The organism is Paenibacillus sp. FSL H3-0329, from assembly GCF_037963285.1.
Lineage (GTDB): Bacteria > Bacillota > Bacilli > Paenibacillales > Paenibacillaceae > Paenibacillus_AQ > Paenibacillus_AQ odorifer.
On the sequence record NZ_CP150150.1, the window covers coordinates 695,590 to 716,600 of the forward strand.

General features: G+C 46.0%; 16 protein-coding genes and 1 riboswitch. Of the genes, 13 read left to right on the plus strand and 3 right to left on the minus strand.

What is annotated here, in order from left to right; translation table 11 throughout:
- Positions 1 to 181 precede the first annotated feature (181 nt).
- Together NSQ66_RS03075 and NSQ66_RS03080 are read left to right on the plus strand one after the other, a co-directional pair.
- Positions 182 to 625 carry a MarR family transcriptional regulator gene (locus NSQ66_RS03075; RefSeq protein WP_036679864.1) on the plus strand — a complete coding sequence of 148 codons (444 nt, stop codon included), beginning with the start codon at positions 182 to 184 and terminating at the stop codon, positions 623 to 625.
- Positions 626 to 630: 5 nt separating this feature from the next.
- Entirely contained in the window at positions 631 to 2,142 is a 1,512-nt protein-coding gene (locus NSQ66_RS03080; protein ID WP_076106051.1) for a DHA2 family efflux MFS transporter permease subunit, read from the plus strand.
- Between the two features lie 86 nt (positions 2,143 to 2,228).
- Here the strand turns inward: NSQ66_RS03080 and NSQ66_RS03085 are convergent, their stop codons facing one another.
- Together NSQ66_RS03085 and NSQ66_RS03090 are read right to left on the minus strand one after the other, a co-directional pair.
- Positions 2,229 to 2,534 (minus strand): zinc ribbon domain-containing protein, encoded by a 306-nt coding sequence (locus tag NSQ66_RS03085; protein WP_051491091.1) that lies wholly within the window; start codon positions 2,532 to 2,534, stop codon positions 2,229 to 2,231.
- 95 nt (positions 2,535 to 2,629) lie between these two features.
- Complete coding sequence (locus NSQ66_RS03090) at positions 2,630 to 3,571, minus strand: YafY family protein (protein ID WP_036679868.1); 942 nt, start codon at positions 3,569 to 3,571, stop codon at positions 2,630 to 2,632.
- A 150-nt stretch (positions 3,572 to 3,721) separates the two neighbouring features.
- On the opposite strand from NSQ66_RS03090, the gene NSQ66_RS03095 reads away from it, so the two are divergent.
- The gene (locus NSQ66_RS03095; RefSeq protein ID WP_052096754.1) at positions 3,722 to 5,023 is read left to right on the plus strand and encodes an MFS transporter; all 1,302 of its coding nucleotides are present in this window, start codon (positions 3,722 to 3,724) and stop codon (positions 5,021 to 5,023) included.
- Here NSQ66_RS03095 and NSQ66_RS03100 read toward each other — a convergent pair.
- A complete protein-coding gene (locus NSQ66_RS03100; protein WP_036679870.1) occupies positions 4,998 to 5,666 on the minus strand; it encodes a DedA family protein in 669 nt (222 codons plus the stop codon). The genes NSQ66_RS03095 and NSQ66_RS03100 overlap by 26 nt on opposite strands.
- Before the next feature lie 107 nt (positions 5,667 to 5,773).
- On the opposite strand from NSQ66_RS03100, the gene NSQ66_RS03105 reads away from it, so the two are divergent.
- The 10 genes from NSQ66_RS03105 (at position 5,774) to NSQ66_RS03150 (ending at position 20,984) form a co-directional block, all read left to right on the plus strand.
- The gene (locus tag NSQ66_RS03105; protein ID WP_038568632.1) at positions 5,774 to 7,147 is read left to right on the plus strand and encodes a polysaccharide deacetylase; all 1,374 of its coding nucleotides are present in this window, start codon (positions 5,774 to 5,776) and stop codon (positions 7,145 to 7,147) included.
- 132 nt (positions 7,148 to 7,279) lie between these two features.
- Positions 7,280 to 8,644 (plus strand): DUF58 domain-containing protein, encoded by a 1,365-nt coding sequence (locus NSQ66_RS03110; RefSeq protein WP_052096755.1) that lies wholly within the window; start codon positions 7,280 to 7,282, stop codon positions 8,642 to 8,644.
- On the plus strand, positions 8,613 to 10,952 hold the full coding sequence (locus NSQ66_RS03115; RefSeq protein WP_076142334.1) for a transglutaminase domain-containing protein: 2,340 nt from the start codon (positions 8,613 to 8,615) through the stop codon (positions 10,950 to 10,952). The genes NSQ66_RS03110 and NSQ66_RS03115 overlap by 32 nt, the downstream gene beginning before the upstream one ends.
- A 162-nt stretch (positions 10,953 to 11,114) precedes the next feature.
- On the plus strand, positions 11,115 to 12,653 hold the full coding sequence (gene guaA, locus NSQ66_RS03120; protein ID WP_036679874.1) for a glutamine-hydrolyzing GMP synthase: 1,539 nt from the start codon (positions 11,115 to 11,117) through the stop codon (positions 12,651 to 12,653).
- Between the two features lie 145 nt (positions 12,654 to 12,798).
- Complete coding sequence (locus NSQ66_RS03125) at positions 12,799 to 13,263, plus strand: hypothetical protein (RefSeq protein ID WP_076142335.1); 465 nt, start codon at positions 12,799 to 12,801, stop codon at positions 13,261 to 13,263.
- A 201-nt stretch (positions 13,264 to 13,464) separates the two neighbouring features.
- Positions 13,465 to 13,564: riboswitch (purine riboswitch) on the plus strand.
- A gap of 122 nt (positions 13,565 to 13,686) precedes the next feature.
- Entirely contained in the window at positions 13,687 to 15,087 is a 1,401-nt protein-coding gene (locus NSQ66_RS03130) for an NCS2 family permease (RefSeq protein ID WP_036679893.1), read from the plus strand.
- A 401-nt stretch (positions 15,088 to 15,488) separates the two neighbouring features.
- Complete coding sequence (locus NSQ66_RS03135) at positions 15,489 to 17,744, plus strand: glycosyltransferase 87 family protein (protein WP_076142336.1); 2,256 nt, start codon at positions 15,489 to 15,491, stop codon at positions 17,742 to 17,744.
- Positions 17,734 to 19,512, plus strand: coding sequence for a phospholipid carrier-dependent glycosyltransferase (locus tag NSQ66_RS03140; RefSeq protein WP_038568641.1), 1,779 nt, complete (start codon positions 17,734 to 17,736; stop codon positions 19,510 to 19,512). The genes NSQ66_RS03135 and NSQ66_RS03140 overlap by 11 nt, the downstream gene beginning before the upstream one ends.
- A 97-nt stretch (positions 19,513 to 19,609) precedes the next feature.
- Entirely contained in the window at positions 19,610 to 20,590 is a 981-nt protein-coding gene (locus NSQ66_RS03145; RefSeq protein ID WP_038568643.1) for a glycosyltransferase family 2 protein, read from the plus strand.
- Positions 20,577 to 20,984, plus strand: a complete 408-nt coding sequence (locus NSQ66_RS03150; protein ID WP_076101416.1) for a GtrA family protein — start codon at positions 20,577 to 20,579, stop codon at positions 20,982 to 20,984. Before NSQ66_RS03145 ends, NSQ66_RS03150 begins: the two co-directional genes overlap by 14 nt.
- Positions 20,985 to 21,011: the final 27 nt, after the last annotated feature.

Here is a 21,011-nt window from a genome sequence, read left to right on the forward strand (position 1 = left end):
ACCTTGGTTCGCTTTTTTATGCTTTGTGCACTTATGTATGATTTTCATGTTTTTCCTGCAATATAAAATTACCTTTCAGAAAGTTACAGCAAATTATTGACCGAAATTTAGTTAAGGTGTAAAATAGTACGCATGCGAACTATTAGATGATCTAACTAATTAATTCTTTGGAGATGAAGATTTGGAAGATAAGGAGCAGCAATTAGATGATATTTTCTCCTCTTTTCGCCGGATTAGCCATGCATTCCAGCAGTTGCTGTGGAAGGATGCCGAAGAGCTGGACATCACACCAACACAGTTAATGGTTCTCCGCAAAATATCTGCAAATCCCGATATTGGCATTACAGATCTTGCCGAGCTATTACATTTGGGGAACAGTGCAGCGAGCGGCGTAGTGGACCGGATGGTGAAAGCCGATTTGATCACAAGACAGCGCTCTGAGGTAGATCGGCGTATATACAACTTGGCGATTACTGAAAAGGGCAGAGAGATCAGGGAAAGAAGTAAGCAATCGCTCAGAAGACACTTACTTCCACTATCCAATATACCTGCCAAGGATGCAGGTGAATTACTTAGGATTCATAACGAAATCATTCAGATCTTAGAGCAGGGGAGAGACAAATAGAATTTATGAGTACAATTACAGGTAACGCTGCAGCGGCAACTAAGGGAATACGTAGAGGACCGATTATTGCAGCGCTCTTAATAGGTGCGTTTGTCGCACTTTTGAACCAAACACTTCTTAATGTGGCATTGCCGAGCATAATGGACGATCTAAAAATCGCTACGAATACGGCACAGTGGCTAACAACGGGATTTATGCTCGTGAACGGTGTGCTGATACCGATTAGTGCATTTCTGGTGGAAAAGTTTACGACCCGCCAGCTATTCATCACCGCGATGTCACTTTTTTCGTTAGGCACACTTGTCTGTGGAATCGGAACAGGCTTTGAAATGATCATGGTCGGCAGAGTCATACAGGCGGTTGGCGCAGGGATTTTGATGCCGTTAATGAATATTGTGTTTCTTCGTATCTTCCCAATTGAAGAGCGGGGGAAAGCGATGGGGCTAATGGCGGTAGCCATGATTTTTGCTCCAGCTGTAGGTCCAACGTTGTCAGGCTGGGTAGTTCAGAACTATTCTTGGCGCGTATTGTTCTTTATCGTTCTTCCGCTGGCCATTCTTTCTACCTTGCTAGGTATGAAAACAATGCAAAATGTAGGGCAAACAACCTCTCCGAAGCTGGATAAAACGGGTGTTATCCTGTCTACCATTGGTTTTGGGGGATTGTTGTACGGCTTCAGTGATGCTGGAACCGATGGTTGGGGAAGTGCAACAGTCATCACCTGCCTCATTGTGGGTGTGATTGCACTGGCTTTATTCGTATGGAGAGAGCTTAAGGCTGAGACACCACTGCTTGAGTTCCGGATTTTCAGATACAATATGTATTCACTCACGACATTAATCAATATCATCATTACGATGGCTTTATATTCGGGTATGATTTTGCTGCCGATTTATTTGCAGACGATCCGTGGTTTTACACCAATGGAGTCCGGTCTTATGCTGTTGCCGGGAGCCATTCTAATGGGAATTATGTCTCCAATCACGGGGATTATATTTGATAAAATCGGGGCAAGATGGCTGTCTGTGGTAGGCCTGATTATTACAGTAATTACGACTTGGCAATTCAGCCAGCTTACAGACAGTACGACGTATACGCATATGATTATTACTTACACGGTTCGGATGTTAGGCATGTCGATGTTATCGATGCCGATTGTAACGGCTGGACTTAACCAGCTGCCACAGCGTTTAAGCTCGCATGGTACAGCAATGTCGAATACGTTGCGGACGGTCGGGGGCGCGCTGGGAATGGCGTTGTTCGTCAGTCTAATGACCAATAAGACGAAGAGCACAATCACTGATACGCTTATGAGCGGAACGGTTTCGTTAAACGATAAAGCAGCCATGCTTAAGCTTACGCAAGAGGCTACAATTAGCGGGGTTACGCATGCCTTTAACATTGCTACCTGGATCACTGTAGTTGCTTTGGTATTGGCTTTCTTTATAAAAAAGACTTCACCGCAGCCAGACTTCCTGAAGACGGAAGAAGTGCAGCCACAGCAGGACAATCAATAAAAAGCTGGGCAAAAAAAGAATGAAGAAAAAGAGCGTCCTACAAACCGTTATGGTTCCGTAGGGCGCTTCTTTTTGTTGTGATGCTATTAGTTAGCTGGAGACACAGCTGCAGGATCGCTCCAACGTTTCAGATGTGGCAGCTGCTCCGCGAGAAGTTTACGGGCAACATTCTCATCCATTCCTTCTTCGACCATATAGCCTGTACAAATGTCAGCCATTTCTTGCAACGTGATGTTAGGCTGTTTGAATGCACCATTCTCATAGCAGTACACGCAGTAATCTTCGATCTTGTTGCCATCCTGGTCCGTTCCAAGCAATTCCGCCGTAGGCATTGGCATCCCACAGCTTTGACAAATTTTAAGATCTCCTTGCTCTACATGTTCATGTCCCATATTTAACACTCCTTTAAAGGTATGCAAGCTCTCGAGCGCCCGCTTTAAGTTCAGTATAGAACAATAAACCTGACGGCATTCCGTCAGGTTTATTGTTAGGTTGTATATTTTGCTGCTATGCCTGCTGCAAGCTGCCCCAGCTTTTGCCGAATATGCGGTGGCTCTAAGACCTCTACATGCATCCCGAAGCTTAGCAGGAAACCATACAGCCATCCATCCTCAGGATAGTTGATGGTAACCTTGTAACCTCCATTACCGTCGGGCAGTAGCTCGGTAGAATCAAACCGCTCTTCCGCTAGATGTTTGCTTTCAGCCTTAAACTGCAAAACGATGGGTGTTGCTGTTGTTACGGTTGATCTCTGATACTCGTTGCTCCAAGGCAGCTCGCTTGCATCTACATCTTTTGCAATAAAAACTTGGGTATTCTTAACGAGCTCTTTCATGCGCAACAGCTTAAACAGACGGAAATCCTGACGATTCAGACAAAATCCATATAAGTACCAGGCTTGCCCCTTCAGCACTAAAGTATAGGGCTCTACCGAACGCTGGCTTGTCTGACCCGCAGCATCTACATAATCAAAGTTTACGGTCACGCTTTCCTCAAGTGCTTCTTTTAGAGTGGCAAGCTTCTCTTCCAAAATACGTTGAAGACCCCATGGGGAGAAGTCGATGATGAGCTGAGTCGTTTTGCTGCGGAAGGCGGCGGATTGGGAGGGCGGGATTACGCTGCTGATCTTTTCCATGAGCAGCGTATGTTCATTTCCTCCATAAGACGAGACGCTCTGCAGAGCCGTGAAAATATCCGCCAGCTCACGATCCGTCAAAACATTGCGGTCCAGCCGGTATCCTTCCATAAGCCCGATCCCACCGTTAGCTCCCTGATAGGTGACGATAGGAATTCCGGCCCCATTAATGCTTTCAATATCACGATAAATCGTGCGCACAGATACCTCGAACATATCGGCTAGCTCCTTCGCCTGAATTAGGCGGCGGTTCATTAGCAGGATAACGATAGAGAGCAATCGATCTATTTTCAAAAGACAATTCCTTCTTTCCCGGAGATTTCCGTGAAGTAATGCTGTATTTCATCTTAGCAAATCCTTGAAAATAAAGCATTGTCATAAATAAATGATTCGATTAATATCTAATTAGATATATGTATAAATAGATGAAATGAGGTTTATTTTATGAATAATCACTCAGCTGTTGCGATGTTTAGGAGTCATAAGGGATATTCACGATTGTTCACAGCCGGCTTGATCAATGGAATTGGTGATCGTTTTACTAGCGTTGCAGTACTGGCGCTGGTTCTGCAGTTGACGGGATCAGGCATGGCGGTGGGGATTTCGTTAGGTGTGAGACTGCTTCCTTATTTATTCCTGGCCCCGCTTGGAGGCATACTTGGCAGTAAAATTCCACGCAAATATATCATGATAGCTACAGATATGCTGAGGGTCCCAGTAGCCTTAGCCTTTTTATGGGTGGATGGGGAGGAGAACCTGTGGTTGTTATATATGGCAAGTTTTTTACTGGCAGCGGGCGAAGCCATTTACAGCCCTGTTCGTAAGTCCACAATCCCTTTGCTCGTCACCAAAGATTCTCTGCTGACCGTCAACGGACTAGAGCAGTTAATGAGCGGCTGCGTGCTGATCCTTGGGGCGTTTTGTGGAGGGGTGGTGTCGATGTGGTTTGGTCCGGAGGCAGCGTTCATTATGAATGCAGTGTCTTTTTTAATTGCGGCGATATTAATTTACGGTATCGAGTTTCCACAACATACGGAAATGGCGACGGTGGCTAAGAAGGCTACATATTCTCCTGAGGGGGACTTAGAAAAATCTGCTGAAGAAGCAAAATACGGTCGGCTGCGTGCTCTGGGAATGGTAATTGGCGGGAGCCTAACGCTGCAGGTCATTTTCGGTTATGAGCTGTTGGTGCCGTTGTTAAATGGTCTGGATAATGTACTGATCAGTGTATATGCGATACAGGTATTTCACACGGGCGATATTGGAGTAGGGGCATTTTATGCGGCGCTTGGCGTCGGTCTTAGCCTTAGTTTTTTTATCTCACGTTATTTAAAAAAGGGACTGCTGATTGTAGCCATCGGAGGGCTTTTGCTCGAAGGTGTATTATTGATGGGCATCAGTGTCAGCAATCATTTTGCGGCAGCATTAATGTTATACATTCTGCTGTCATTTGCCGGGGGGACGGGGAATGCCTGTCTGGATACGCTTGTTATGCGGAAAACGCCATCTGCTATACAGCCCTTTGTGTTTGGACTTCTGTCTGCAGTAGGAAATACGCTGCTGGGGTTATCTATGCTGTTCGCCGGGTGGCTATTAGAAGGGGTGGAGCCAAGAATGGTAGGGTTTGTTGGGGGAGCGGGATTTGCCGCAGTTGCGCTTTTGCTTGCAGGATATCGGGGGTACGCAGCAAGAAAAAACGTACTTAAAAAGGGCGGTGGCTTCACCGTCCCTTGGAAGTTTTTTTGACCTGAGTCTGTAGCTTTATGGCAGCTTTGCGCGGGAACAGGCGGATGCTTATCTTTTTGCGGTAGCGATACAGGATTACAAGGGCAGCTATAGCTACACAGCCGGAGATAATCCATAGTGCATATAACTCGAATAAATGGAAAATACCCATCCACTGCGGACCAAATACCCGTCCTATGCCAAGAAACAGCACTACCCAGAATAATGCTCCACTATAAGCGTAGAGGGCGAATTTACGAAAGGGCAGCGCAACTATACCAGCAAAATAGCCGGTGAAGTGACGAACGCCTGGAATAAAATATCCGATGGAAATAAGGATACTGCCGTATTTCTCGAACCATTTTTGCGTTTTATCCAGCTTGGCAGGGGAGAACAGCAACCACTTGCCGTATCGCTGGATGAAGGGCATTCCGGCTTTTAATCCGACAAAATAGGTGAGGGTCATCCCGGCGGTGGTCCCTGCAAACGCCACTAGAATCAGCGTTATGAAATCAAGTCTTCCCGTATAGGAAAGGAAACCTGCAAAAGCCATGGTAGTTTCTCCGGGAAACGGCAAGGCAACGAATTCGAGCAGCAATCCAAAAAACAATACGCTATATCCATATTTGCTGAATAATTCTTGTATAAAGTTCAGCATTTCCATAAGATTCTCACTCTCCAAGGGGCAGTTGCCTTATTCTATTTTGAAGCTTGTCTTCATACAATCTACCAAATGGCTTTTGAGCCAATAGAATGCTGGAGGTAGAGAAGATGAAAGGTAACAAAAACACTCACGGCCGCCGAAACTTCATACGCGGATTGCTTGTTATGGTTGTAATCGTCATCGTAATGCTGGGATGGAACGCAGGGGAGAGTGTAGATTCTTGGATGAATCGTTCATTACAGTCCGCAAGTGCGGAGTCTGTCTCTGTTAAGAATAATCTCCCGTTAGTGGCGATGCAAGAATTGCCTCCTAAAGCAGAGTCCATTGTGACTGCTTCTCCAGAAGTTAAATTGAATTCCAGTACGGCACAAGTATCCAAGGTGTCAACAACATATTCGGCAATCACAGCCGCAAAGAAAGCTTCAAAAACAGTCTATATTACATTTGACGACGGACCGAGTGACAATACCTTCAACGTTCTTGAAATTTTACAGCAGCAAGGTGTGAAGGCGACCTTTTTTGTCCTTGGTAATCAAGCGAAAAGCCATCCAGAGCTAATTAATGCCATATGGGAACAAGGACATGCTATTGGCAATCATACCTATAATCATAATTACCATGATTTATATAGTGGATTCACTGAATTTTGGAGCCAGATTAAAAAGACCGAAGAAATTATTCGGGGCATTACAGGGGTTCGCCCACAACTTATCCGCGCCCCGGGCGGAACCTTTGATCACTTTGATAATACCTACTTCAATTTGTTGAAGCAAGCCGGTTATATCGTTACGGATTGGACGGTGGACAGCGGGGATTCCAAACGCAAAGGGGTACCGGCGTCAGAAATCTTAAAAGAGTCAACCGCGGATCTGAAGTCCTCTCGGGTTATTCTGCTGCTGCATGATGGCGGCGGCCATCAGGAGAGTGTTAAAGCACTGCCTGATATTATTGCGCGTTATAAGGCTGCTGGATACAGCTTTGGCCTTTTAGATGAGACGGTGGAGCCTGTACAATTCAGAGTCTCCTCAAAAGCCAATAGCTTGGGCAGAGTGAAACCTTCGGAAGCTTGGATCACCTCGAATATCATACCGAATGCAGAGCTGTTTGCGCCCGGCAAACCTTTGGTGCTGGAGGTTGGAAAGCTGGAGACGAAGCTGGCGCCAGGTGAATATACTCTGCAAAAAGGAAAATATATGGTGCCACTTCGCGCTGTGATCGAACGGCTGGGAGGGCAGATTAGCTGGGATGCGGGCAGTCGCAGTGGAAGGATTGCCTGGAACGGCAAAGATATCATCGCGGATGTGGCGAACAAGGAACTCCTTTTAAATCTTCCTGATCATGTTCAAAAGATAAACGGTGCCAGTGTGGAGATGATTGGCGGTTCTATCTGGGTATCGCTGCGTGAGCTGCTGGAGACAGCCGATCACCCTCCTTTAAATATAAGCGTGACGGAAGGTGAGCGCCGGGTAATAGCCTTCTGAGATTTAGCGCTCGGGCAGTTTTTCTAAAAGAAAAAAACAATGTCTGGGCACCCTTTTTCATGGGAAGAATAGATAGTAATAAGTTCCTCAGCTGGGAACAAGTCTAGACCCAAAGGAAGGGTGTTCGTTCCATTGTCCTCTTCAAAAAAAGTAGAGCACAAATTAAATAACAAGACTGAAAGAGTTAGAAGCTTCTCCTATCCGCGTAGCCGTAGTGCATTGGCTGAATGGTTGCGGGTGCTGACTGTGGCTGGAATTATAGGTGTTTTATATGCATGGCGCGGAGGCGCATCACTCTTATTTCTGCTGATCGCTGTAGGCGTTATCATGGTTGGCGGACTTATCGTTCAACTTTCAGGTCCACGGGCGATAAAGATTGAACGTACAATCACTCCTGTAAGACCGATAGCTGGAAATACACTGCTTGTGAAGGTGCGGGTGAATTTCTCTGCCCGGCTTCCACTGCCATGGCTGACTATCGCTGATTTTTGGGGGGACAGAGGACATCACAAGCTACTGTTTCCGGGATTCAGACGCTCTTTTGAATACACCTACATTCTTGAGAATATGCCACGCGGACATCATCATTTGCAGGGCTGTAGAGTAACCTGGGGAGATTTGCCCGGCTGGTTCACAGGCCGATCTGAGCCTGCTGAAGAGCATAGCATTAAAGTGCTGCCAGCCCCCCTATATTATGGCGGAGCAGTCCCGGACAGCGGCTTTATTAGCGGTGATTCGCTCTATTCCAGAAGGGGAAGAAGCAGCAATGATGAGACCATGGAATCGCGGGAATATGAGCCCGGTGATCCACTTAGCCGAATCCATTGGAAGAACAGTGCCCGGCTAGGGAATCTGCAGAGCAAAGTTCCAGAGCGTGAAAAGGCAAAAATGAGCTGTATCGTGTTGGCTAATGATCCAAAAAGCTATGAGATTCCAGCCAATGCACTTACACCTCGTGGCAGTCGGGAAGAGCAGCCACCGGTATTTGAGAAGGCGGTGTCAACGGCGATGGGGCTGATGCTCTTTGCTGAGCAGTCAGGTGCTTATGTCCAGTTATTCAGCGGAGGCTGGCCGGAAGGAATGGCTAGGCATGAAGGACTGGGCAAAATCCCAGGGAGAGTGCTGGATATTCTAACTGATATTTCTCCGAATGGAACAAGAACCCTGTCCGAGCTGTTGGAGGATGCTTCTAGAGGCTGGATTCCGGGAATGACCGTTGCTATAGTGACCGGAAGATTAGAGGAACAATCCGCTAAGGTTATCGCTAAATTCTTAGTGCAAGGTGTAAAAGTTGAGCTCTATTATGCTTGGGATCAGCCAGCTCCGGTGCCTGCGGAGGTAACGCTGCAGGAGATCCGCCAGCCTGTGCGGGGAACGGTTGGGGATAGTCTGGGTCGTCTGGGAGCACGGATGTTTTGTCTGGATGATGCATTGCCAGCTTACAGGCTCAGGGAGGTAGAGTACCATGAATCATCCGGAAAACCAACGCTACGGTAAGCGGATACCGGGTGACACAAGCTTCTCTATGAATGGGCAAAGTGGGAAGGAACCAAAGCAGCTCCATTTGGAAAAACTAGAGAGCAGTCATGCCGGTAAACAGAGAAAGATACCTCTGTATTATCGCATGCTGTTCTCTTTGGCTATTTTGGGGCTGTTTTTAGAATGGCTGCTCCCTTTATATAGAACGACTTCATTGGAAGATACTGCTAGATTGCTGCAGATTCTGATGATTTCTGCTGCCGTGCTGTTGATGTGGGGAATCCTTCAGATTCCCGGATGGCTATTGCTAAGTATCCAATGTTTGATGATCGGCACGGCTTGGCTATATCTTTGCAGTGAGAGCGTAGGGACAGGATGGTTGGGCATTTATGCAGTAGAAATTCCAAATGATCTGATTTTGCTCTTTTCAGGGCATGTTTCTCAGCTTAGCGAGATCAGCAGACTTTTGATTTTGATTGTTGGCTGGGGGCTGCTGGTATCTTCGGTGCAGCAGCTTGCACTTTTCAGAGGAAGCACGCTGCTGTTTACAGCGGTGACCCTCATTTATCTATTGGTTCTGGATATTGGCTTTGGCGTTAATACGACAACGGATGTTGTAATATCAGTGGGGCTTATTGTATGGATGCAAGCAATGAGTGGTTTGCTCCGTCTGCGGGAACGGGTGGGCAGCATTCACCTGCCGTATGCCCGATGGGGAGTTTTGGCATTAGCGGCTGCCATATTCGTAATGATGACAGCATGGTTCGGTGGGCAGGTATATGAAGTACGACCGCCTAACCAAACTACACTCCAGTCAACCTTTGAAAAGCTGCAGGAATGGGCTTCGGGCCATATGCCGGAAGATAATGAGGCTATACCTGCAGGAACAACAGGGTATAGTACAAATGATGGAGAACTGGGTGCTCCATTGTCACGCAATACCGAGCCAGTCTTCACAGCATTGACCAGCCTGCGTACCTATTGGCGCGGGGAGAGCATTGCCTATTATGACGGACGCCGTTGGATCAGAGGTGGTGAGGAATTTACTCCGCTTAACTTGTCCAGCCTGCCTCAGATTCCGGCGACGGTAACTACTACTAATGGTGGACGGACTTTACAACAGCGGATACAATTTGCCAGCCCTTCTTCCGGAGGAATTCCTGTATTCAATGCGGGCACCATAACGGATGTTGAGACAGTTCAACTATCTAATGGCAGCCAGCTTGGTTATGTTCTGGCGAATAAGGACAGGGATACCTTTCGTCTGCCAGATTCGGCGGGTTCAACTCGGATCACTGAGTATATAGTTGATTCTATACTTCCCGAGAGTAATCCAGTACTGCTGCGCGGGTTGGGTGATGCTGATCCTCAAGAAATAAAGAACAAATATTTGCAGCTGCCTGATTTATTACCTGAGCGAGTGAAAGCTCTGGCAGAGAAGCTCACAGCTTCCTCGGATAACCGATATGACTCCGCAACCGCCATTCGGGATTATTTGCAAAACGGGTATTCTTACACGCTGGATACCATGGTTCCGCCAGCTGGCGCTGATTTTGTGGATCATTTCCTGTTTGAGACCAAGCAAGGTTATTGTGTGCATTTTGCAACAGCGATGACCGTATTGCTGCGAAGCACAGGCATTCCAGCGCGGTATGTTCAAGGGTACGGACCTGGAACCCAGCAGGAGGAAGCCATGCCGGCGAAGTATTTAGTCACCCAAGGGGATGCGCATGCTTGGGTAGAGGTTTATTTTGCCGGCGCAGGTTGGGTTCCTTTCGATCCGACGCCGGGGCCTGCGCTTGCGGCTGGCTTCCCCGCGCCGGCACGGCCTGCGGCAGCGGCGCTCGCGCCGCAAGCAACGCGCAGCGCGGAACTACCCGTCCTGCCGCTGGCGGGCGGACCCTTTTCAGCGCCGCTGACTGCCGCGGCGCTGCTTCCCGCCGCCGCTTGGCGCTGGCGGCGCAGTCTGGCTCTGCTGCTGGCCGCGCTTCGCGGCAGCAGCTTGAGCCGTGAGAGGCAGCTGCGCGCGGCCTCTCTGGCTTGGCACGGGCTGGCGGAGCGGTTTGGACCGCCGCCGCCCGGCGTTACTGGCAGGGAGTATGTGGACTCCCTGCGGATTTACGATGCCGGACTATACGTGGCCGTCCGGCAGTTCGTCCGCCAGTGGGAGACCCTGGCGTACGCGCCAGCTTTGGCATCCACAGCCGTGATCTCTGCCCGCGGCAATTCCGTAAACTCCGCTCCCGACCTTGGCGGCGAACCTGCGGCTTCTGATGCGAATGCGTTTATCCGCGAATGTCTGCTCATTACCTTCCGTTTAACATAAACGGCCAAGAACGCTTAGATCCGCTATCTAATTTATGCCATAGCAAGGAAGGTTCTGCATGAAGTTTTATCACTCTCTGATTATGAGAGGCGTGTCCTCCTTTCCTTGACGATGAGAATTAACCATGAGTATAATGAATCCAATAATCAAGGGAGGCACGTAATGAACAAGCCAAATGAAATTATCGTCGTTCTCGATTTTGGAGGACAATACAACCAACTTATCGCGCGCAGAATTCGGGACCTGGGAGTATACAGCGAACTTTTGCCGTACAATACGCCAGTTGACAAGATTAAAGCACTTTCGCCTAAAGGAATTGTCTTCTCCGGCGGACCTAGCAGTGTATACGCTGAAGATGCACCACACGTAGATCCAGCTATTTATGATCTAGGAGTGCCGATCTTCGGTATTTGTTATGGTATGCAGCTGATGGCTCATCAGCTTGATGGTAAAGTAGAACGTTCAGCTAAACGGGAATATGGTAAAGCTGATGTTGACTTTGCAGAAGGAACTGCTTTAGTTGCAGGATTGGAGAACCGCCAGACTGTATGGATGAGCCACGGTGACCATGTAGTTGAGCTTCCAACAGGCTTCAAGCTGGATGCAGGTACAGAAAGTGCTCCAATTGCAGCAATGAGCAATGCGGAGCGCAAATTGTTCGCTGTGCAATTCCACCCAGAAGTACGTCACTCCGTTCAAGGTAACGAGATGATCTCGAACTTCTTATACCAAGTTTGTGGTTGCGACGGCAAATGGACAATGGAATCGTTTATCGATGAAGCCGTTCAAGATATTCGCAATCAAGTCGGAGATAAAAAAGTACTCTGCGCTCTTAGTGGCGGAGTGGATTCTTCCGTTGTGGCTATGCTTATCCACCGTGCAATCGGAGATCAATTGACTTGTATGTTTATTGACCACGGCCTTCTGCGTAAAGGTGAAGCAGAAAGCGTTATGGAGACTTTCGTAGGCAAATTCGATATTCATGTAGTGAAAATCGATGCACGCGATCGCTTCATGAGCAAACTTGCAGGTGTTGAAGATCCTGAGCAAAAACGTAAAATCATTGGTAACGAGTTTATCTACTGCTTCGACGAAGAGTCGGCTAAGCTCGGAGATTTTTCATTCCTTGCACAAGGTACGCTTTATACGGATATCGTTGAGAGTGGAACAGCTACAGCGCAAACCATTAAATCCCATCACAATGTGGGCGGTCTGCCAGAAGATATGAAATTCAGCTTGATCGAGCCGCTAAACACCTTGTTCAAGGATGAAGTTCGTAAACTCGGTGAAGAGCTGGGCATGCCACGTGCGATCGTATGGCGTCAGCCTTTCCCAGGTCCAGGTCTTGCTATTCGTGTCTTGGGTGAAGTAACAGAGGACAAGCTTACTATCGTTCGTGATTCTGACTACATTCTGCAAGAGGAAATTGCTAAAGCGGGATTAGACCGTGAAATTTGGCAATACTTCACTGCCCTGCCTAACATGAAGAGTGTCGGAGTTATGGGTGATGCTCGTACGTATTCCTACACAGTAGGTGTTCGTGCAGTAACTTCCATCGACGGCATGACCGCTGACTGGGCACGTATCCCATGGGATGTTCTTGAAAAAATCTCTGTACGTATTGTCAACGAAGTTGAGAATGTAAACCGCGTAGTGTATGACATTACTTCGAAACCACCTGCAACGATTGAGTGGGAATAGCATATAGCAATAAGAAACCTGCAGCTCCTTATTTATTAAGGGACTGCAGGTTTTTTTATTTACCGTGAAGCTTGTGACGGACCCTATATAGCAACTTTAGAGAATGTGATAAACTGGAAAAAATAAACTTACAGGAGCCATTAGAATGGGATTCTCACTTATTGGAACACTAATAGCTATGGTTATTCTTGCCCCAAGTTTACTGATGATTAAGTTTCCGCCCGATCATGTTCCCAGCGGTTTAAAAGATGCCGGCATCGTCTACACCCTTTTGGAGAGAGTAGGGCAGTTGGGGTGTATAGCTATTCTTGCGATTTCAAAGGATAACTTCGAAAATGTAGAATTCGGGATCTGGGCTGTACTTATCTTTGTGTTTATCACGATTTATTACGGTTTATGGATTCGTTATATGGTTAAGGGACAGCAATTCAGATTATTATGGGCTCCATTATTGTTTCTTCCGATTCCCATGGCAGTTCTCCCTGTTTGTGCATTTGGATTTGCGGCTATATGGGGCAGATCTTTCTGGTTAGGTATTGCAGTGATTTGTTTAGCTATAGGGCATTTTGCTAATTCTTGGCATAGCTATCAGTATTCCAAAGGCCAATAAGCTAGGGCATGTTGAAACTGTTTTATAGGGAAAAATACTCATTTAATAAGCTTTTGATAGTTAATAAGCTGCATGGTTTAATGGATTTTGGGGTTGAAGTTAAAGATAAAAATGTATGAATTACGAACAATAGAAAAAATAAAGTCGAAAATGTTCGCTTTTTTCATTGACAACTTATGTGATGTCCCCCTAAAATGATAAAGCACAACAACATAATTCTTTCGTATATTTCCGGGAATAGGCCTGGAAGTTTCTACGAGGTCACCGTAATGACCTGGCTACGATTAAGAAGAGCTGAGCAACCCGTATTGTCCTGAATCTAGGTCTATAGTCATGGGTGCTACTCTTTTTTTCGAGCCGGTGTCGATCAGATACCGGCTTTTTGTTGCTGTCAGCCACAACATACCTTAGGGGGAGAACAATTTGAATCGGTTTTTCAAGTTGAAAGAGAACGGCACTACAGTACGTACAGAGATAATGGCCGGCTTGACTACGTTCATGGCTATGGCTTACATCCTGTCGGTTAATCCGAGCACATTAACAGCATTTGGCCGCATCGATATGGGCTGGTACTCTGTATTTCTAGCGACTGCGCTGGCAGCAGGTATTTTCACCATTGCAATGGGCGTGTTTATAAACTTTCCAGTAGCATTGGCACCAGGTATGGGACTTAATGCATACTTTGCTTCCGTAATTTTGTCTTCTGCAACCTCAGAACATCCATTCACTTGGCAAATGGGTCTGACTGCAGTATTTATTTCCGGTTTGATCTTCATCCTGCTCACGGTTACCCGAGTGCGGCAGATCTTACTGACAGCCATTCCTGACAGCTTGAAGCATGCCATTACCGTAGGTATCGGGATGTTCATTACAATCCTTGGGCTTAAGAATAGTGGTTTGATGACGATTGGTGTCGAAGCTGGTAAAGATATTTCGGCCAATACATTCACAGATGTCCTATCCTTTGAAACAATTATTCATATGGGTAGTCTAGAGAACACTGATGTACAATTGGTAATTATCGGATTGCTTCTTATTTCCATCCTGATGGTACTGCAAGTTAAAGGTGCGATTTTATTCGGTATCTTGGGTACAACCCTCGCGGGTATACTGATGGGTGTAGTTGATTTTGGCTCATTGTCCAGTCCGACAACCCCTTGGGTGCCTGACCTGACGCAATTGAACTTTTTCGAATTTGACTGGGATGGTATCCTGCACACCGGTATTGTTTCAGCAATCGCAACATTCACTTTTGTAGAATTGTTCGATACATTTGGTACACTTGTAGGTACTGCTCAACGCGCTGGTATTATGGACAACCCTGAAGAAGGTAACAAACGTGTAGGTAATGCAATGTTTGTCGATGCTATCGCTGTAGCTGGTGGTGCGGCATTGGGTACTTCCACTACTACTGCTTTTGTAGAAAGCGCGGCAGGTGTTGCTGAAGGTGGACGTACAGGTCTTACAGCTGTAACAACGGGTGTGTGCTTCTTGCTTGCGTTATTCCTTGCACCAATAGTGGCTCTGATCCCTGGATCTGCTACAGCCGCAGCATTGATTGTCGTAGGCGTGCTCATGGCACAATCGATTCGCGAAATTGATTTTCAAGATATGGTTGTTGCGATTCCAGCGTTCCTTACTCTAGTAATCATGCCTTTCACTTATAATATTGCTAATGGTATTTCCTTTGGTATCGTAACTTATGTAATCCTTGCTTGTGTAGCTAACCTTGCTGGCAAGAAAAAATACGATATTCACTGGATGATGTGGGTACTTGCTATTCTGATTATTCTCCGTTATGTATTTCTTGGTAGCGCGGGCTAACTCATATATAGCATACAGATGTGCATTCAAAGGCTCCTTCATAACTGAGGGGGCCCTTTTTTTATATTTTTGTTGGCACTTAACCATTCAGGCTAGTCTATGTTTCTAGCTTTTCATCATCTATGATTTAGATTATATTGTTGAAGAGGTGATGTTCAGGACGAGGCAGCCTTGGTGTTAGAGTCCAATTTGTTACCCACCATGATCCTGATCTCTGTTTATTTTGTACTGAAAATACTTCAAACCCCTAGGTGGTCCTATGGTCTTACCATTTTGTTAGTTCTCTCGCTTTATGCTTATAGAATGGCCTGTTTTTTTTGCTCCGGCATTTGCTTTAGCCACTGCGATTCTTCTATTCTATATAAGAGTCTATATAAGAGCCTTGAAGCTTAGGCGATCCTATGGAATGGAGTATTGTGGATGGAAGGGTTTGCGATCCAGATAAGGTAAACATGCCCTATATTTATATGCTCTTTTATGAGAAAATCAATCCAAATGATTTCTTAGCAACGGTGAAATACACTAATTCGGGAGCTGTTTTTCAGAAGGTATATGCTTTTGGCTGGACTAAGATGAATATAGGACGAGGTGAGGTTGGGACGATGATCAAGAGTACACGTGCGGCCGTAATGACTGTATTGATGCTGTTATTGTTTGTGCTTCCTGTAACAAGCATTTATGCAGAGGGGAATCTATTGCAGAACCCTGGCTTTGAGGAGGGGGGAGATGATGCGCCTTCTAACTGGACTAAGGATATGTGGATTTCAGGAGACAACTCAGGTCTACTTTCAATCCAATCGGAGGAAGTTCATTCCGGCAGCAAGGCGGCAGTCATTGAGAATATCGAACCCAATCATTTGAAATGGGTGCAGACGATTGAGGCTACGCCGAATAGTTATTATAGAATCTCTGGATGGATCAAAGTAGTAAGTACAGCAGGCGAGGGAATAGGCGCCAACATTCTTGCCGTTGGAGTAGGCGGGGGGTATCCCAGCGTAACTGATACGGCAGGTGAATGGCAGTATCTTGAATATATCGGCCAGACAGGACCGGAGCAGAAGTCATTTGGCATAGGCGCAAGTCTGGGCGGCTACTCTAGCTTAATTCAAGGTAAGGCTTATTTTGATGATTTTGCTGTAGAAAAATTAGACGCGGCTCCCGAAGGGGCTAACGTCATTTCGCTGGATAGTGCAGCGGTTAGTCCAGATGCAGGCGACAAAAAGGCAGACACTCCACATAAAGTATCTCCAACTAAGATGTTGCTGATCTCAGCGCTGTTTAGTGTGTTTTTTGCAGTGCTTTATACTAAAGCATTCCGTAGTGAGAAGCTTATGAAGCAGCCTGAGAATATTTATTCCAAATGGCTGAGTATTGCCATCGGAGTTGCTTTTATCCTGAGGGTGTGGATTGGTCTTACCGCGCAAGGATATCAGAATGATATGAATACCTTTATTTCTTGGGGACAGCGTATGGTGGATTTAGGTCCAGGCAAATTTTATGAAGAAGGTTATTTTGCCGATTATCCTCCAGGCTATTTGTACATATTGTACGTGCTTAGCGCCATACGTGGCGTTTTAGGATTCACTCAGGGCTCAGGTGGAGAGAATTTACTCTTCAAGCTCCCTGCGATTCTTTCTGATTTGGTGCTCGGCTACTTCATTTATCAAATGTCACGCAAAAAACTCGGCACAGGAATTGCTTTCGGCTTGATGTTGTTGTTTCTGTTTAATCCTGCGGTACTTATTAATTCAGCGGCTTGGGGACAAGCAGATTCGTTCTTTTTGATCTTCCTGCTGCTCAGTATCCACGGCGCTGCGAACAAAAAGTTTGTTCGCTCCGCAATTTTGTTTGCCTTAGCGACGCTAATTAAACCGCAAGCGTTGATATTCACGCCGGTATTGTTGTTTGCTTTTTATCATCACCGCGCTTGGAAGCAGCTTGGATTCGGAGCTTTGTATGGATTAGGGATCTTCGGATTGCTTGCGGCACCATTTTTCTGGAATAACGGAGGTCTGGTAGGGATTATTGATCTTTACAAGAGTACGTTATCTTCCTATCCGTATTCTTCAGTGAATGCATTTAATCTGTATGCACTGACTGATCCGATGTGGTCATCCCTTGATCTAACCTGGCTTGGCATTCCATACCGTGTATGGGGCTTCATATTTATTTTAGTGGCTGTAGCTGTTGCGGCATTTTATTCCTTTAAAAAGGATCGCTTGGACCTGACCAAATCCTATTTTATCGGCATGGTGCTTATAGTAGTGGTCTTTGTGCTTGGCACCAAAATGCATGAACGTTATATGTTCCCTGCTCTTATTCTTTGTTTGTTTACTTATATAGAAAGTCGGGACCGCCGCTTTTTATCGCTATTTCTCGGATTCAGCTTAACGCAATACATCAATGTGGCGTACACCTTATCCCACCTGAATGCAGATGTTAGCCCGGGTGCAGACGGAATCGTATTAGTGACTGCTATAGCTAATCTAGCATTACTGCTTTATATGCTGAATATCGGTTACGATGTGTATGTCCGCAAGGGTATAAAACCTCTTCCAGCACCAATTACACTGGAAGAACAATATGAAGAAGATTTGAGAGTTGTCGGGCAAATTAAACCGCATCAGAAGGGAGGGCGATCTAACGATGAAGTTTAAGCGTATAGATTGGATATGCCTAATAGCTATTACGGCCGTTTACGCAGCGCTTGCTTTATATAATCTTGGCTCTACTAAATCTCCAGAGACCTTATGGGAGCCTGCTGCCAGTGGTGAAAGCTTCTATGTAGATTTGGGGCAGAGTAAACCATTGGAACGGGTCAATATCTTTGGTGGCGTAGGCACGGGGAAGTTCAAGCTGGAATTCAGCGACAATCCTGAGGTCTGGAGCAGTCCGATGGATGTCAGTGAGGATGTCGGGAATGTCTTCATCTGGAAAAGCCAACCCCTGAACGTTACTGCGAGATATGTGAAGTTTACAGTTACCTCTCCAGGGTTCACTTTGAACGAAATGGCTTTTTATGAGCAGGGGGGGGGAAGAAAACCTCTTCCTATTGCCGGTGTGACACCGGATGCTAACGCAGTTCCTAAAAGAGGAGCAGCGGCCAATCTTTTTGACGAGCAGTCGCTCATTCCGGAATATTCTAACTTTATGAATAGCACTTATTTTGACGAGATCTATCATGCGCGAACAGCTTATGAATATACACACGGGATTGTGCCTTACGAGAATACGCATCCACCGCTTGGTAAGTTGTTAATTGCCATAGGGATGGAGCTGTTCGGGGTCAATCCATTCGGCTGGCGTATTATCGGAACCTTGTTCGGAGTTGCCATGTTACCTCTCATATATGTAATGGCGCTGCGTTTGTTTAAGAAAAGCAAATACGCCGCCCTCGCGGCAGGATTGTTTGCACTGGATTTCATGCATTTCACACAGACAAGAATCTCCACGATTGACGTATACGGAGTATTCTTCATTATGTTGATGTTCTATTTCATGCAGCGGTATTACACAATGAATTTCTACAAGCAGCCTTTGAGAAAAACATTAATTCCGTTATTCTGGTCTGGCTTATTCTTCGGAATCGGCGTAGCTTCGAAATGGATTGTGCTCTATGGAGGAGCAGGGCTGGCCATTATGCTGGCTATCTCCCTTTTTGAACGCTACAGAGAATACCAAGCCTCCGGACGCCTGCTGGCCGAGGGGAAGATTAAAGACAAGGAATTGCTGGGCACCTGTCGTGAAGCGGTAGATTCTTTTTGGAAAAAGACTATTATTACGTTGGCTAGTTGTATCGGGTTCTTTGTAATTATTCCAGTAATTATTTATAGCTTATCTTTTGTGCCAGGGTTATCTGCATCAGCAGAGGGCTTCACTATTAAAGGTTTGATTGATTCCCAAAAGAATATGTACAACTACCACAGTCAGCTTGTAGCTACACATCCCTTTGCTTCCTCATGGTGGCAATGGCCGTTTATGAAGAGACCGGTCTGGTTCTTTAGCGGCGGTGAAGGTTTGCCGGAAGGTCAGGTCAGCAGTATAGTGACTATGGGGAATCCCCTTATCTGGTGGACGGGTATTTTTGCGATGCTGGCAACGCTGTGGATTACGCTGAAACGTAAAGATAAGAACCTCTACATGATCTGGATCGCCTTCTTCTCGCAATATGTTCCGTGGATGCTTGTCCCAAGAGAAACATTTATTTACCATTATTTTGCTATGGTACCATTTATGATTCTTGGTATTGTATATATAATGAAGTTGCTGGATAGTAAATTCCCTGAGGCCCGTTACGTACAGTATGTCTATGTAGCCGTTGCTTTGCTGCTCTTTATCGCTTTCTACCCGGTACTGTCAGGGATGCAGGTGAGTGGAGATTACGTAAAGGATATGCTGCGTTGGTTCCCTACTTGGGTTTTCTAGGATTTAATAAAAATCTATAAAATAAGTTTATGCATGCAGCGTTATTATGAAGTGTAGATGGATGTAACGCTCCAAAAAGCTTGTAGGAGGAATAAAGGTGAAAGCCAGATATAGTGTGATTGTACCCATGTTCAATGAGGAGCAAGTAATTAGCCATACTTATGAACGTTTGAAAAAAGTAATGGACGAGTGCGGCGATACTTATGAGCTGGTCTTCGTCAATGACGGCAGTCGTGATCGTTCCGCCCAGATGATTCGGGAGATCTGTGAACGAGACGAGCATGTCAAGCTGATTGACTTCTCGCGTAATTTCGGACATCAGGTAGCGATTACAGCTGGCATGGACTATGCCGAAGGTCAAGCGGTTGTTGTTATTGACGCTGATCTTCAGGATCCTCCGGAGGTCATTTTGCAAATGATCGAGAAGTGGAAAGAGGGCTATGATGTTGTATATGCGAAACGCCTGAAGCGCCACGGAGAAACGATGTTCAAAAAGGTCACCGCGAAGCTCTTTTACCGCCTGCTCAGCAGTATGACAAGTGTGGATATTCCTACGGATACAGGCGATTTCCGTCTTATTGACCGTAAGGTATGTGATGTCCTGCGGGGACTTAAAGAAAAGAACCGCTATGTCCGAGGTTTGGTGAGCTGGGTTGGCTTCAAGCAGACTATGGTGGAATATGAACGGGAAGAACGTTTTGCCGGAGAAACCAAATATCCGCTGAAGAAAATGATTCGTTTTGCGTTAGATGGCATCACCTCTTTTTCACATAAGCCGCTTAAGATTGCTACGTATATTGGATTCTTCCTTTCATTCTCTAGCTTTCTCTATTTATTTTTCGTCTTGTTTCAAAAGATATTTTTCACCTCCTGGACGGTTCCGGGCTGGGCTTCCATTGTAGGCGTCAATCTGCTCTTTAACGGTATCGTTCTGATGCTGTTGGGTGTGATTGGGGAGTATATCGGACGGATTTATGACGAGTCTAAAGATAGACCGCTATACATTGTTAGTGAGACTAAAGGCTACCAGAACGAAGAACAACTGGACCGCCGGAAGGACCACAATGATGTCAGATAAGAACTTGCGTGCTGCATTCATACAGTTCCTTAAATTTAATGCCGTAGGTTTGCTCAATACGCTTATTGATTTTGTGATTTTCACATTGTTGAATTCACTAGGGATGGTATACGCATTGGCGCAGGTGATCTCCTATAGTGCAGGTACGGCGAATAGCTTTATTTTGAATAAAAAAGTAACCTTTCGTGATCGCGACCGGGGGAATAAAGAAGGCTTCGACCGCGTGCAGCTGGTCAAGTTTATCGTGCTGAATCTGGTAGTGCTCGGAATATCACTGCTGCTAATGCATCTGTTGACAGACAGACTAGGTATTCAAGTCTTGATCTCCAAGGTGCTGGTTACCTTTATCACGGTGATCATCAATTTCTTTGGAAGTCGTAAATGGGTATTTTAAACATTAATTTCAGGCAGAAGGAGTTGC

Coding starts and splice junctions, on each gene's coding strand:
- NSQ66_RS03115 (WP_076142334.1), top strand. CDS start 8,613: ATGAATCATCCGGAAAACCAACGCTACGGTAAGCGGATACCGGGTGAC.
- guaA (WP_036679874.1), top strand. CDS start 11,115: ATGAACAAGCCAAATGAAATTATCGTCGTTCTCGATTTTGGAGGACAA.
- NSQ66_RS03135 (WP_076142336.1), top strand. CDS start 15,489: ATGGAATGGAGTATTGTGGATGGAAGGGTTTGCGATCCAGATAAGGTA.
- NSQ66_RS03140 (WP_038568641.1), top strand. CDS start 17,734: ATGAAGTTTAAGCGTATAGATTGGATATGCCTAATAGCTATTACGGCC.
- NSQ66_RS03085 (WP_051491091.1), bottom strand. CDS start 2,534: ATGGGACATGAACATGTAGAGCAAGGAGATCTTAAAATTTGTCAAAGC.
- NSQ66_RS03150 (WP_076101416.1), top strand. CDS start 20,577: ATGATGTCAGATAAGAACTTGCGTGCTGCATTCATACAGTTCCTTAAA.
- NSQ66_RS03100 (WP_036679870.1), bottom strand. CDS start 5,666: ATGGAAATGCTGAACTTTATACAAGAATTATTCAGCAAATATGGATAT.
- NSQ66_RS03095 (WP_052096754.1), top strand. CDS start 3,722: ATGAATAATCACTCAGCTGTTGCGATGTTTAGGAGTCATAAGGGATAT.
- NSQ66_RS03080 (WP_076106051.1), top strand. CDS start 631: ATGAGTACAATTACAGGTAACGCTGCAGCGGCAACTAAGGGAATACGT.
- NSQ66_RS03105 (WP_038568632.1), top strand. CDS start 5,774: ATGAAAGGTAACAAAAACACTCACGGCCGCCGAAACTTCATACGCGGA.
- NSQ66_RS03125 (WP_076142335.1), top strand. CDS start 12,799: ATGGGATTCTCACTTATTGGAACACTAATAGCTATGGTTATTCTTGCC.